At 56.6% G+C, this 12817-nt stretch carries 13 protein-coding genes; 7 read left to right on the top strand and 6 right to left on the bottom strand.

Translation table 11 applies throughout. From position 1 onward, the window contains the following. Positions 1 to 40: 40 nt before the first annotated feature. Entirely contained in the window at positions 41 to 1702 is a 1662-nt protein-coding gene (recN, locus tag ACN28Q_RS17745) for a DNA repair protein RecN (RefSeq protein ID WP_095847551.1), read from the bottom strand. An 86-nt stretch (positions 1703 to 1788) separates the two neighbouring features. Next, positions 1789 to 2667 carry an NAD(+) kinase gene (gene nadK, locus ACN28Q_RS17750; RefSeq protein ID WP_095847552.1) on the bottom strand — a complete coding sequence of 293 codons (879 nt, stop codon included), beginning with the start codon at positions 2665 to 2667 and terminating at the stop codon, positions 1789 to 1791. 126 nt (positions 2668 to 2793) lie between these two features. Here nadK and grpE point away from each other — a divergent pair, with 126 nt between their 5' ends. Further along, a complete protein-coding gene (gene grpE, locus ACN28Q_RS17755) occupies positions 2794 to 3381 on the top strand; it encodes a nucleotide exchange factor GrpE (RefSeq protein WP_095847553.1) in 588 nt (195 codons plus the stop codon). A 146-nt stretch (positions 3382 to 3527) separates the two neighbouring features. On the opposite strand, the gene ung is transcribed toward grpE, so the two are convergent. Then, complete coding sequence (gene ung / locus ACN28Q_RS17760) at positions 3528 to 4211, bottom strand: uracil-DNA glycosylase (protein WP_095847554.1); 684 nt, start codon at positions 4209 to 4211, stop codon at positions 3528 to 3530. Between the two features lie 357 nt (positions 4212 to 4568). On the opposite strand from ung, the gene grcA reads away from it, so the two are divergent. After that, positions 4569 to 4952 (top strand): autonomous glycyl radical cofactor GrcA, encoded by a 384-nt coding sequence (gene grcA, locus ACN28Q_RS17765; RefSeq protein WP_095847555.1) that lies wholly within the window; start codon positions 4569 to 4571, stop codon positions 4950 to 4952. 111 nt (positions 4953 to 5063) lie between these two features. On the opposite strand, the gene srmB is transcribed toward grcA, so the two are convergent. Further along, the gene (gene srmB, locus ACN28Q_RS17770) at positions 5064 to 6374 is read right to left on the bottom strand and encodes an ATP-dependent RNA helicase SrmB (protein ID WP_095847556.1); all 1311 of its coding nucleotides are present in this window, start codon (positions 6372 to 6374) and stop codon (positions 5064 to 5066) included. A gap of 122 nt (positions 6375 to 6496) precedes the next feature. On the opposite strand from srmB, the gene trmN reads away from it, so the two are divergent. Further along, positions 6497 to 7249, top strand: coding sequence for a tRNA(1)(Val) (adenine(37)-N(6))-methyltransferase TrmN (trmN, locus tag ACN28Q_RS17775; RefSeq protein ID WP_329957321.1), 753 nt, complete (start codon positions 6497 to 6499; stop codon positions 7247 to 7249). Positions 7250 to 7257: 8 nt separating this feature from the next. On the opposite strand, the gene nadB is transcribed toward trmN, so the two are convergent. Then, positions 7258 to 8859 carry an L-aspartate oxidase gene (gene nadB, locus ACN28Q_RS17780; protein WP_165907078.1) on the bottom strand — a complete coding sequence of 534 codons (1602 nt, stop codon included), beginning with the start codon at positions 8857 to 8859 and terminating at the stop codon, positions 7258 to 7260. A gap of 218 nt (positions 8860 to 9077) precedes the next feature. Here nadB and rpoE point away from each other — a divergent pair, with 218 nt between their 5' ends. Genes rpoE through rseC form a run of 4 tightly spaced genes read left to right on the top strand, consistent with a single transcriptional unit; the run spans position 9078 to position 11769 of the window. After that, positions 9078 to 9653 (top strand): RNA polymerase sigma factor RpoE, encoded by a 576-nt coding sequence (gene rpoE, locus ACN28Q_RS17785; RefSeq protein ID WP_095847558.1) that lies wholly within the window; start codon positions 9078 to 9080, stop codon positions 9651 to 9653. Between the two features lie 30 nt (positions 9654 to 9683). Then, positions 9684 to 10337 (top strand): anti-sigma-E factor RseA, encoded by a 654-nt coding sequence (gene rseA, locus ACN28Q_RS17790; protein WP_095847559.1) that lies wholly within the window; start codon positions 9684 to 9686, stop codon positions 10335 to 10337. After that, positions 10337 to 11290, top strand: a complete 954-nt coding sequence (gene rseB, locus ACN28Q_RS17795; RefSeq protein WP_095847560.1) for a sigma-E factor regulatory protein RseB — start codon at positions 10337 to 10339, stop codon at positions 11288 to 11290. The genes rseA and rseB overlap by 1 nt, the downstream gene beginning before the upstream one ends. Then, complete coding sequence (gene rseC, locus ACN28Q_RS17800; protein WP_095847561.1) at positions 11290 to 11769, top strand: SoxR-reducing system protein RseC; 480 nt, start codon at positions 11290 to 11292, stop codon at positions 11767 to 11769. Before rseB ends, rseC begins: the two co-directional genes overlap by 1 nt. Positions 11770 to 11798: 29 nt before the next feature. On the opposite strand, the gene ACN28Q_RS17805 is transcribed toward rseC, so the two are convergent. Next, positions 11799 to 12626, bottom strand: coding sequence for a hypothetical protein (locus ACN28Q_RS17805; RefSeq protein ID WP_095847562.1), 828 nt, complete (start codon positions 12624 to 12626; stop codon positions 11799 to 11801). Positions 12627 to 12817 lie beyond the last annotated feature (191 nt).

The following is a 12817-nucleotide window of genomic DNA, read 5'->3' on the forward strand; positions in this document are numbered from 1 at the left end:
CCAAACTCAGACCACGAGGATGCAAAAAAGTTGAGCTTTTCTATGCGGCTAACAGTTCTTTTGCGTTTGCCAGCGTATTTTTGGTGACTTCACTGCCACCCAGCAGGCGGGCCAGCTCCTGGAGACGGGCGCGTTTGCCCAGCGCCGCCATCTGGGTTTCCGTCTCTGTGCCGTCGGTGAGTTTGCTAACAAAGAAGTGCTGATGCCCGCACCCGGCAACCTGCGGCAGGTGGGTCACACACATCACTTGGGTTGATTCCCCCAGTTGGCGCAGCAGGCGGCCGACAATGGCGGCGGTTGGGCCGCTGATGCCCACGTCCACTTCGTCAAAGATCAGCGCCGGGGTTTCCATTTTGCGTGCGGTAATCACCTGGATCGCCAATGCGATGCGCGAAAGCTCACCGCCTGATGCCACTTTTGCCAACGCCTGCAGCGGCTGCCCTGGGTTGGTGGAAACGCAAAACTCCACCCGGCTGGCCCCTTCGGCGCTAAGATGCTCCGGCTCAAAGTGCACGGCGATATGGAACTTGCCGTGCGGCATCGCCAGCGCGTGCATGCTGGCGGTGATCAGTTGGGTCAGTTCGTCGGCATAGTGCTGGCGTTTTTGTTGCAGCTGTTGCGCCAACTGCAGCGCCTGCTGATGATGTTGGTTCACGGCTTCGCTCAGGTGGGCATGATCGCTTTCCTGCTGTGAAAGCTGTTGCTGTTCATCCAGCAGTTGCTGGTGCAATTGGGGCAGTTCTTCCGGCGCAACGTGGTGCTTGCGCGCCAGGCCGATCTGGCGCGACAACCGTTGTTCCAGTTCATGCAGCCGGTTGGGATCAAGCTCCATGCGATCGGCATAGTGCCGCAGTTCGTCGCTGGCCTCGCTGATTTGAATCGTGGCTTCTTCCAGCATCTCCAACAGGCCGGCCAGTTTTTCATCCATACCGGCCAGTTCAACCAGCAGATGCCTGGCGCTGTTGAGCTGGCTGAGCATGTTTTGCTCGTCGTGATCGGCCAGTAATAGCAGTGCCTGTTGGCTAAGGGTCTGCAACTGGCCACTGTTGGCCAACAGTTTGTATTCGGCGTCGACTTGTTCGAACTCGCCAGCCTGGGGTGAGAACTCGTTCAGCTCTTTCAGTTGGTATTGCAGCAACTGTTTGCGTGCGTCGCGCTCAACCGACTGCTGCTGATGGTGCGCCAGTTCGCGGCAGCTTTGGTGCCACTGCAGGTATGCCTGGCGCATGGCGGTGAACAACGCGTGTTCGCCGGCATAGGCGTCCAGCAGGGCCTTTTGGTGCTCGGGCTTGAGCAACAGTTGGTGGGCATGCTGGCCATGGATTTGGATCAAGTGTTGGCCCAGTTCGCGCAGTTGTGAAAGGGGCACGGCGGTGCCGTTAATAAAGCCGCGTGAGCGGCCATCGGCGCCGATCACGCGGCGCAACAGGCATTCGTTGCTGTCGTCCAGTTGGTTTTGTTCCAGCCACTGGCGAGCCGATGGGGTGTCTGCCAGCGAAAAGCGTGCACAGATATCGGCGCGGGAGGCCCCCTGGCGCACCACGTTGCCATCAGCCCGGTTGCCCAGGCACAGCCCCAGGGCATCAATGGCAATGGATTTACCGGCGCCGGTTTCACCGGTAATCGCCGTCATACCCGGTTGAAAATCAATTTCCAACTCACGAACGATAGCAAAATTGCTGATGGTTAATTGCGCCAGCATGGTGACCTTCCTGTGTATAAATACATGACTGTGGTTTCATACAGTATAAACTGGTTTTATATACAGTAAAGTAGCTGGCGCTATTTTCAGAATAATTTTTTTGACCACCCCAACTTGGTGCTCAACGTATTGAAATAGCTGTAATCTTTGGGGTGTATCAGATCCAGATGGAAGTCGCTGCGGCGGATTAACACCTCTTCTCCTTCCTGGATCGGCAGAGCAATCTGGCTGTCGCAACTGATCTCCAGATCGCTGCTCACCTGCGAAAATTTGAGCCGGATGGTGCTGTCGCCGTTAATGACCAGCGGGCGCGCAGACAGGGTATGTGGGAACATTGGCACCAGTGCGATGGCCTGTAGCGAAGGCGTCAGGATCGGGCCGCCGGCAGAGAGCGAATAGGCGGTCGAGCCGGTGGGGGTGGCGATAATCAGCCCGTCAGAGCGCTGCGAGAAGGCGAAAATGTCGTCGATATAGACTTCAAATTCAATCATATGGGCGACCTTGCCCGGATGTAGCACCACTTCGTTGATGGCGGTGCTGGTGCGGCACTGTTGATGCTGATTGTGCACCAGGGCTTCCAACAGGAAGCGCTGTTCATCAATATATTCGCCTTCCAGCACGTTAGCCAACTGCTGCAGGGCGTTGTCCGGGTCCAGATCGGTCAGGAAGCCGAGGTTGCCGCGGTTAACGCCAATCACCTTGATGGCATAGCGCGCCAGCACGCGTGCGGCGCCGAGCATATTGCCGTCGCCGCCGACCACCACGGCCAGATCGGCCTGCTGGCCTATTTCCGCCAGGCTGCCAGTTGCCGCGCCTTTCAGCTTTAAATCATGGGCAATTTGCCGTTCGACGATCACCGGGTAACCATGGGCTTTCAGCCAGTCGTACAGCATCTCATGGGTTGCTAGTGCAGAGGGGTGCCTTGGGTGCCCAACAATGCCAATACATTTGAATTTTTTATTCATTGGTGTGATTTTCCTCACCCGAGCCGGATTATGCCCGACATTATCACCGGTTGACTTGAAACCCCGGTTTTGATCCCCACATAATAAGCCAAGTTGCGAGATTAATGCTAAAACGCGGAGATATTCATGAGTAGTAAAGAACAGAAGACGCCAAACGAGCAAGTCTCGGAAGAAAAGGATCAGGCGCAGGAAGTACACAACGAACATGATGATGTGCAGACCGAAAGTGCCGATCTGCGTGATGAGCGTATTGCTGAACTGGAAGCGCAACTGGCCGAAGCGCAGCAACGTGAACGTGAAAGCCTGCTGCGTGCCAAGGCTGAAGTAGAAAATATCCGCCGCCGCACCGAGCTGGATATTGAAAAGGCGCATAAATTTGCGCTGGAAAAATTCTCTGCCGATTTGCTGCCGGTGATCGATAACCTGGAGCGTGCACTGGAACTGGCGGATAGAAATAACCCCGATCTGGCGCCGATGATTGAAGGCATTGAGCTGACGCTGAAATCGCTGCAGGATGTGGTTCGCAAATACGGTATTGAGATCGTCGGGGATGTGAATGTGCCGTTCAACCCGGATGTGCACCAGGCGATGAGCATGGTGGAATCTGAAGAACACCAGCCAAACCACGTGACCATGGTGATGCAGAAAGGCTATACGTTAAATGGCCGCCTGCTGCGCCCGGCGATGGTGGCGGTTTCCAAAGCCAAAAGCTAACAAACCCCTATGCAGTGCATCGGCCGCCGCTGAACCCCGCGGTGGCTGTTCCTTGCTGTTACCCGCAGGGTAAAGTCAGGGGCAAGGCACTGCATGCCCCCTCGGTTTATTGATCGAGGGGGCGATAACCTTTAGCGCTTTGTCGCTTAGGCCTGCGGCAAACGCGGCACCCAATCAATCGGCGCCAGCCCCTGTTGTTCCAGCAGTTGGTTCGCCTGCGAAAAATGATGGCAACCAAAGAACCCACGGTGAGCAGAAAGCGGTGAAGGATGCGGCGCTTTCAGGACGTGGTGGCGGTTACGATCGATAAAATTCCCTTTCTTCTGCGCGTGCGATCCCCACAGCAAGAACACAATTCCTTCGCGATGTTCGTTTAATGCGGCGATAACCCGATCGGTAAAGGTTTCCCAGCCCAGGTTGGCGTGGGAGTGCGCCCGGCCGGCCTCAACGGTCAGCACGGTGTTGAGCAGCATAACCCCTTGTTCCGCCCAGCTTTGCAGGTAGCCGTGCTCCGGGCGTTGGAAGCCGGGAATATCCGTCGCCAACTCTTTATACATATTGACCAGAGACGGTGGCGCAGGCACGCCCGGGCGAACGGAAAACGACAGGCCATGCGCCTGGTTCGGGCCGTGATAAGGATCTTGCCCCAGGATAACCACTTTCACGTCGCCCAGTTCAGTAAAGCGGAAAGCGTTAAATACGTCTTTCTGGGGTGGGTAAATGGTCTTACCGGCCTGGCGTTCTGCGGCAACAAAGGCGAGCGTTTCACGAAAATAGGGCTGCTCTTTTTCTTTGCCGATCACGTCATGCCATGTGAGGGAAGTGGACATAACCGCTCTCCTTTGTTTTTGTTAACATTTCACCGGGCATAGCTTACCGTTTACCAACGTTGAGTGAAACCTGCTTTTCGTGATCCTGAAAAAGTAGAATGCCCACGATCTTTGCAAAAATAGTTGAAAATTTACAAAATTATTTTTTACCGGCGAAAATGAGAATATTGATATAAAACAGAAATTTGCTTCTTTGGTGTTTCGCGTTACCCCTAAAAAATTGATATTAGTCAAAGAATCGCCACGTTTAGGCTGGTATATAGAACAACAAGACAACAATGGTTTTACCAAATGGCCAAAACCGGCGTTAGGTTTTCTCACGCAACAAAATTCTTTCGCTCTTGTAGGAGGCACAAGATGATCACAGGTATTCAAATCACGAAAGCGAACAATCAGGCGCTGGTGAATTCTTTCTGGCTGCTGGATGCAGGCAAATCTGAAGCCCGCTGCGTATGCGCCAAAGCTGACTACGCGGAAGACCAGGTTGTACCGGTCAGCGAACTGGGCCAGTTCGAATACCGCGAAGTGCCAATGGAAATGCAACCTTCCGTGCGCGTAGAAGGCGGTCAGCATCTGAACGTGAACGTACTGCGCCGTGAAACGCTGGAAGATGCGGTTAAACACCCAGAAAAATATCCGCAGTTGACCATCCGTGTTTCTGGCTACGCCGTGCGTTTCAACTCACTGACTCCAGAACAGCAACGCGACGTTATCACCCGTACCTTTACTGAAAGCCTGTAATTCCGGCTTAAGGTAACAGGGGGGCTAAAAGCCAGTCAGTTAACGCTGACTGGCTTTTTTACATTTGGCCGAAAAGTGTGGCGGGAGCTGAGGCCGGTTGCCCGGCCTGGATTAGGCTTGGTTAGCTTTTGGCTGGCGGCGCTTGCCGACGTTTTTCGCGTCGCGCTGGCGCACTTTGGTTTTAGGCTTGGTTTTATTCTTTTCTTTCTGTTCAGCGCGCTTTGCCAGCACCTTTTTCGAAGGTTTGCCGTTGCTCTTTTCGCTGGGCACCTTGCTCTTGGGCCGCAGTTCGTCAATCACCCGCGCCTTCAGCGGTTCATTCAGGTAACGGCCCACTTTACCCAACAGCAGATGATCGTGCGCTTCAACCAGTGAGATGGCGGTGCCTTTGCGCCCAGCGCGGCCGGTGCGGCCAATGCGGTGCAGGTAAATATCGGCAGTGCGCGGCATATCAAAGTTGAATACGTGGGTGATATCCAGAATATCCAGGCCGCGGGCGGCGATGTCGGTGGCGATCAGCACATTCACGCGGCCATCCATCATGCGCTTAACCGCTTCGTTACGCTTGGCCTGCACCATTTCGCCTTCCAGATAGCAGGTGTTGATGCCCGCTTCGCGCAGCCAGGCCGCCAGTTCATGCACCCGCTCACGCTTGCGCACGAACACCACGGATTTCTGCACGTCCGGCTGTTTGAGCAGATGCACCAGCAGGGCGGTTTTGTGCTGGATGTCGTCGGCGCGGTAGTACCACTGCAGGATCTTTTTGCGCTCGCGGCGTGAAGGATCAGCCTCCACCTCTACCGGTTCTTCCAGAATGCGTTCGGCGAATTCCCTGATCGCTTCCCCTTCCAGCGTGGCGGAGAACAGCATGGTCTGTTTGCGCCAGCGGGTTTCGGCAGCGATGGTTTCGATATCCTGCGCAAAGCCCATATCCAGCATGCGGTCGGCTTCGTCGAGGATCAGGGTTTCGACCGCGCGGCAATCAAAGTTTTCTTCTTTGATGTATTGAAGCAAACGGCCGGTGGTGGCGACGACCAAATCCTGGTTTTCGCTGAAGACTTCGGCGTGGTTCATATAAGCCACACCGCCGGTGATGGTGGCGATGTCCAGCGAGGTATGGGCGGCCAGTTCGCGGGCCTGATCGGCCACTTGCATCGCCAGTTCACGCGTTGGGGTCAGGATCAGTACGCGCGGCGGCCCGGATTTTTTGCGCGGGAAATCCAGCAAGTGCTGTAATACAGGCAGCAAAAACGCAGCCGTTTTTCCGGTGCCGGTTGGCGCAGAGCCCAATACATCACGCCCATCCATTGCCGGTGGGATAGCTTCAGCCTGAATGGCGGTTGGGCGGTCATAGCCTTTGTCGCGCAGCGCGTCGAGCAGGCGGTCATCGAGATCGAGTTCGGAAAAATTGGTTGCTGTCATTGTCTACCTCTACTTGGGGCGCCGATTATAGACGGGTTGGCCGCGTTGTTCACCCTTTAAGTGGAAAGCTTTCCTTTTCCCGAAAAACGCTTTGCCTTATGCTACGCCAGTTTTAACACCCGGTGGTTACTGTGAGCAGTCAGTCTAAAGCGAATTTTAAGCCGCGCCGCGGCGGGTTTACCTTCAAACAATTTTTTGTCGCCCACGATCGTTGCGCCATGAAAGTGGGCACTGATGGCGTGTTGCTCGGCGCCTGGGCGCCGCTACCCGCCAAGGGCCGTGCGTTGGATATCGGCTGCGGCAGCGGGTTGATTGCCCTCATGCTGGCGCAGCGTTCCGCGCAACTGCATATTGATGCGGTGGAACTGGATGCCGATGCCGCCGCCCAGGCCAGCGACAACGTACAAGCTTGCCCCTGGCCGCAGCGCATTCAGGTGCACCAGCAGGATATTCACGACTATGTGCGGCAGCACGCCGGGGTTTACGATCTGATCGTCAGCAACCCGCCGTATTTCGAACCCGCCGTCGCCTGCCGCGATGACGCCCGCGCCCAGGCGCGTTACACCGGCACCCTGACACACGAAGCGCTGCTGGCCTGCGCCAGCCAATTGCTGAGTGAGCAGGGGGTTTTCTGCGTGGTGTTGCCCCATGATATCGGCAGCGCGTTTGAAACCGCCGCGTTGCAGTGCGGTTGGCACTGCGCACAGCGGGTTAACGTTAGCGATCGTGCCGACACGCCATGCCATCGGGTACTGTTGGCGCTGGTGCGCCAGCCGCAGGCAACGGCGGAAACGGCGCTCGCCATCAAGCAGGCGGACGGTAGCTATACTGCGCAGTTTCGCCGCCTGATTACTGATTTTTATCTGTTCTATTAATAGAAAACTCAGGGCTGCAGAATGGTGGGCTTCGCCTCCGGCAGCGTGTCAGGGTAGTCCAGCGTGTAATGCAGCCCGCGGCTCTCTTTGCGCGCCATGGCGCTGCGCACGATAAGCTCCGCCACCTGAACCAGGTTGCGCAGTTCCAGCAGGTTGTTGGAAATGCGAAAATTGGCGTAATACTCATCGATTTCCTGCTGCAGCGTCGTTATACGGCGCAGGGCGCGCTCCAGCCGCTTGGTGGTGCGCACAATGCCGACGTAATCCCACATAAATAGCCGCAGCTCATGCCAGTTATGCTGAATAACCACGCGTTCATCGGAATCATCAACCCGGCTTTCATCCCAGGCGGGTAGCGCTTTGGCGGCTTTTATGGCAGGCAGGCGCAGCCGGATGTCTTCCGCCGCCGCCCAGCCATACACCAGGCATTCCAGCAGTGAGTTAGAGGCCATGCGGTTGGCGCCGTGTAGGCCGGTATAGCTGACCTCGCCGATAGCGTACAGGCCGTCCAGATCGGTGCGGCCGTGCTGATCGACCATCACTCCGCCGCAGGTGTAGTGGGCCGCCGGGACGATGGGGATCGGTTGGCGGGTGAGATCAAAGCCCAGCGACAGCAGCTTTTCGTGGATCATCGGGAAGTGCTGGGTAATGAATTCAGCCGGTTTATGGCTGATGTCCAGATACATACAATCTGCGCCCAGGCGCTTCATTTCATGATCGATGGCGCGGGCCACAATATCTCGCGGGGCCAGTTCGCCGCGCGGATCGAAATCCGGCATAAAACGGCTGCCGTCCGGGCGTTTCAAATGGGCGCCTTCACCGCGCAGCGCTTCCGTCAGCAGGAAGTTGCGCGCCTGCGGATGAAACAGGCAGGTGGGGTGGAACTGGTTGAACTCGAGATTCGCCACCCGGCAGCCGGCGCGCCAGGCCATGGCGATGCCGTCACCCGAGGCAACGTCTGGGTTGGTGGTATATTGGTACACCTTTGCCGCGCCGCCGGTGGCCAGCACGACCGTTTTGGCACGGTGAGTTTCCACCTGCTCGCGATCGCGGTTCCAGACATAGGCGCCGACGACGCGTTGGGTGCCCGGCAGGCCGATTTTGTTCGAGGTGATCAGATCAACGGCGTTGCTACGTTCCTTTACATAAATATTCGGATGGGCGCTTGCTTTCCCCACCAGCGTGTTTTCTACTGCCTTGCCGGTCGCGTCGGCGGCATGCAGAATGCGGCGGTGGCTGTGGCCCCCTTCGCGCGTCAGGTGGTAACGCGCTTCTCCCTGGGCGTTGGTTTCGGTATCGAATAAAACGCCCTGGTCGATCAGCCATTGCACACAGTGGCGCGCATTGCCGGCGATAAACTCAACGGCTTCCTTATCGCACAGGCCCGCGCCGGCGATCAGCGTATCGTCCACGTGGGAGGCTATGCTGTCGGTTTCATCAAACACAGCGGCGATACCGCCTTGCGCATAGAAGGTCGAGCCTTCATTGAGCGGCCCCTTACTCAGTACGGTAACTTTGCAGTATTCGGCCAGCCGCAGGGCTAAAGAAAGGCCAGCAGCACCGCTGCCAATGATCAGCACATCGCTGACATGTTCAGATGACGGTTGCATAGCGTATGATCTGTGCAGGAAGAAGAATGAAATTCATGTTAGCCTACTTCTCCCGGCAAAAGCCATGGATGGGGCACACAAGTGGTACAAAAAAACAACGGCGTCAGGGAACTTCGTGTTATGTGTAAACTCCAAGCGAATGCTTGCTCAGGAAAAGAACGTATGGCTGGCAGTACAATTTTATGCGTGGAGACAGATTTGGGGAGACATTACCTCGGATGAGCGAGCAGTTAACGGATCAGGTTCTGGTTGAGCGGGTCCAAAAGGGTGATCAAAAATCGTTTAACCTGCTGGTTGTTCGTTACCAGCACAAGGTTGCGAGCCTTGTTTCCCGCTATGTGCCGCAGGGCGATGTGCCTGATGTGGTGCAGGAGTCGTTCATTAAAGCCTATCGCGCACTGGAGTCGTTCCGTGGTGATAGCGCCTTTTATACCTGGCTATATCGTATCGCCGTGAACACGGCAAAGAATTACCTGGTTGCCCAGGGCCGCCGTCCGCCGTCCAGCGATGTGGACGCCAACGATGCGGAAAATTACGAAAGTGCGGGCGCACTGAAAGAAATTTCGAACCCTGAGAACTTAATGTTGTCAGAAGAGCTGAGACAGATAGTTTTCCGTACTATTGAGTCGCTCCCAGAGGATCTCCGCATGGCGATCACTTTGCGTGAGCTGGACGGTTTAAGCTACGAAGAGATAGCGGCCGTCATGGATTGCCCGGTCGGAACGGTGCGTTCGCGCATTTTCCGTGCTCGGGAGGCTATCGATAATAAAGTTCAACCGCTGATCCAACGTTAGCAATAGCGGGCACAGGAAGGGTACTTAGGCATGCAGAAAGAAAAGCTTTCCGCTCTGATGGATGGGGAATCGCTCGATAATGAACTGCTGAGTTCATTGTCTAAAGATCGTGCGCTTCAACAAAGCTGGCAGAGCTATCACCTGATACGTGACACGATGCGGGGTGATATCGGGCAAGTAATTCATTTCGATATCGCAGAACGTGTGGCTGCAGCGCTGGAGAAAGAGCCGGCTCGTTTGGTTCCTTCAGCTATTCCCGAGTCTCAACCCCAGCCCGAAACCTGGCAAAAACTGCCGTTTTGGCACAAGGTTCGCCCGTGGGCCAGCCAGCTCACTCAGGTGGGCGTTGCCGCCTGTGTTTCTCTGGCGGTGATTGTTGGGGTTCAGCAGTACAACCAGCCGGCCGCGCACTCCGAGGCGGCTGAAACGCCGGCGTTCAATACGTTGCCGATCATGGGGCAACCTTCACCGGTCAGCCTTGGCGTGCCGTCTGAAGGCCTGGCGGTGGGCAGCGGCCAACAGCAGCAGGTGCAGGAACAGCGCCGGCGTATCAACGCAATGCTGCAGGATTATGAATTGCAACGCCGCCTGCATTCTGGCGATCTGCAGCTTGAACAAAGCAATCCGCAGCAGGCCGCCATTCAGGTTCCAGGCACCCAGTCCTTAGGAATGCAGCAGCAGTAATGAAGCAACTTTGGTTCTCCGTCTGTCTCTTGGCGGGTAGCCTGTTCTACTCAAGCATCGCCCCGGCGCAAGATACGCCCGGGGCGATGTTACAACAGATGAACAGCGCCAGCCGCACGCTCAATTATGAACTCGCCTATATCAGCATCAGTAAGCTGGGGATTGAATCCCTGCGCTATCGCTATGCGTTGATTGATCAACAGCCGCTTGCCCAGCTATTGCATATGGATGGCCCGCGCCGTGAAGTGTTGCAGCGGGGCAAGGGCATCAGTTATTTTGAGCCCGGTTTAGAGCCGTTCACCCTGCCTGGGGATCATATCGTCGATGCGCTGCCGGGCATCGTTTATAGCGATTTCAACCGCCTGGCGAAATATTACGACTTTCTCTCCGTGGGCCGTACCCGTATTGCCGATCGCCCGTGCGAAGTGGTTCGCGTCGTGGCCCGTGATGGTTCACGCTACAGTTACCTGGTGTGGATTGATGAAGACACCAAGCTGCCGCTGCGGGTCGATTTGCTTGATCGCGATGGTGAAACGCTGGAACAATACCGGGTCATTTCCTTCGTGGTCGGCAGCGACGTGCAGAACGTGATGCGCGGGTTGCTCAAAGCCAACCTGCCGCCGGTGTTATCGCCACCGGCGGCCGCCACCGCTAAACTGGGGTGGGCCGTGGGTTGGTTGCCGGCTGGCGTTGATGAGGTGGCGACCACTCGCCACTCGCTGCCTAACGTGGCGGTGCCGGTGGAATCACGGCTCTATAGCGATGGTTTGTTTAGTTTCTCGGTGAATGTCAGCCCGGCGGCGAGCGGCAGCGCTCCGCAGTATTACCGCCAGGGGCGGCGTACTATCCAGATTGAGGTGCGCAATGGCCATGAGATCACGATTATTGGCGAGTTGCCAACGCCAACGGCCAAACGCATTGCAGACAGTATTACGTTTAAGGTAGCTCCCTAATGATGAAAGAATGGGCCACGGTCATCTCGTGGCAGCAGGGCGTAGCGGTGCTGCGCTGTGAGCCCAAAGCCGGCGGCTGCGGCAGTTGCCACGCTCGCACCGGCTGCGGCGCCCGCGCCCTGAACGAACTGGCGCCCGAGACGCAGCATCAACTGCAGGTGCACATTGCCCAGCCGGTGGTGCCGGGCCAGCGTATTGAGGTGGGGATCGCCGAAGGCAGCCTGCTGCGCTCCGCCATGCTGGTGTATCTGGCGCCGCTGCTGGGGATCCTCTTAGGTGCCGCTATGCTGCAATGGCTGATGGGCAGCGACAGCGCTGCGCTGCTTGGCGCCTTAGTAGGCGGCGGCGGGGCCTTTCTCGTGGTGCGCCGCCTGGCTGGCCGTTTGAGCGCCCAGGCGAGTTACCAACCGGTGGTGCTGCAAATTGGTCTGCCGCCTGGCGCAATGCGCGAGCCGCCGGAACAACATTCCCCGCTGTAAACCGCCGCCGCGCCACCGGCTTTGAGTGCCTACTGGGAGAGGCGCTTGGCGTCCGTGGCGCGGTGATAAATCATATGCTCCAGCAGTGCGATAAATAAATCCGCGCAGATCAGCGCGAAGTAATCGGCTACAAACAGCGTATTCCCCTGCTTATCAAGCAAACGAATCGTGCCCTGCTCACGGTTGCTTTCCAGCGCGCCAAGGGTTGCCAGCGGGATCTGGCGCTGCGGGGTGATCAACAGCGTGCTGCTTAAACGCAACGTTTGCCCCGGCAGAGTTCGCATGTCGTTGCGCAGCAGGTGGAACAGCGCCCGGGCGTTGTTGTTGATATAGGTAAAGTCGAGCACGTTGCCGTTATACAGCTCGTTCAGCGCCTGCGGCCCACGGATTTGCACCTGCTGGTTGATGATGGCATCGCTCAGGCTCCAGGCATGGGAAAGATTGCTAAAAATCGTGTACCAGGGCCGCTCCGCCGCGCAGCGGAAGGCCATAACGTTGCATAATTGGCCAAACGGGTTCCTTGCCCGGTAGCGGTAGATCTCGCTGATTTTTTCAAACGGAATAAAACGTTCTTTATTGCTGGCATTATCCACAACCCGCACGCCGTACTCATACAGACGATAGGTGAGCGTTGGCCGCAGGTAATGCCGCAGCACCAGTAGAATGCACCCCAGTAGTATTGTGGCCGTGCCGGCTTGCAACAGGGCGAGAACGCCGGCTTCATCCATGCTGTTATTCAGCAACGGCAGCAGTAAAAGCACTGCGCCGGTGGTTAACAGCAGCGCGGCGGCCGCCAGAATGCCCCAGTTGACCTTCGAAAAATCGTGCCGGCTCAGCATTTGCCCTTTATCGATCATGACTTACCTTCCAAACAACGAACAGAGATATGCTGATGAACTCCGGTGGGCATGCCGATGTGTAGAGCCCATGCGTGGTGACGCGAAGTATTTTTTTTGCGGAGTTCGGCCCCCTTTCTAACTGGGCGCCGCGGTAGCGTATATGGGTTTTTTCCTAAAGCGGAACGGCGATATTAAAATCTAATACCTTG

Origin of the sequence: Gibbsiella quercinecans (genome assembly GCF_002291425.1) — a bacterium.
Lineage (GTDB): Bacteria > Pseudomonadota > Gammaproteobacteria > Enterobacterales > Enterobacteriaceae > Gibbsiella > Gibbsiella quercinecans.

Excerpts from the sequence above, each read along its gene's own strand:
- recN (WP_095847551.1), bottom strand. The coding sequence starts at position 1,702 with ATGCTGGCGCAATTAACCATCAGCAATTTTGCTATCGTTCGTGAGTTG.
- nadK (WP_095847552.1), bottom strand. The coding sequence starts at position 2,667 with ATGAATAAAAAATTCAAATGTATTGGCATTGTTGGGCACCCAAGGCAC.
- grpE (WP_095847553.1), top strand. The coding sequence starts at position 2,794 with ATGAGTAGTAAAGAACAGAAGACGCCAAACGAGCAAGTCTCGGAAGAA.
- ung (WP_095847554.1), bottom strand. The coding sequence starts at position 4,211 with ATGTCCACTTCCCTCACATGGCATGACGTGATCGGCAAAGAAAAAGAG.
- grcA (WP_095847555.1), top strand. The coding sequence starts at position 4,569 with ATGATCACAGGTATTCAAATCACGAAAGCGAACAATCAGGCGCTGGTG.
- srmB (WP_095847556.1), bottom strand. The coding sequence starts at position 6,374 with ATGACAGCAACCAATTTTTCCGAACTCGATCTCGATGACCGCCTGCTC.
- nadB (WP_165907078.1), bottom strand. The coding sequence starts at position 8,859 with ATGCAACCGTCATCTGAACATGTCAGCGATGTGCTGATCATTGGCAGC.
- rpoE (WP_095847558.1), top strand. The coding sequence starts at position 9,078 with ATGAGCGAGCAGTTAACGGATCAGGTTCTGGTTGAGCGGGTCCAAAAG.
- rseA (WP_095847559.1), top strand. The coding sequence starts at position 9,684 with ATGCAGAAAGAAAAGCTTTCCGCTCTGATGGATGGGGAATCGCTCGAT.
- rseB (WP_095847560.1), top strand. The coding sequence starts at position 10,337 with ATGAAGCAACTTTGGTTCTCCGTCTGTCTCTTGGCGGGTAGCCTGTTC.
- rseC (WP_095847561.1), top strand. The coding sequence starts at position 11,290 with ATGATGAAAGAATGGGCCACGGTCATCTCGTGGCAGCAGGGCGTAGCG.
- ACN28Q_RS17805 (WP_095847562.1), bottom strand. The coding sequence starts at position 12,626 with ATGATCGATAAAGGGCAAATGCTGAGCCGGCACGATTTTTCGAAGGTC.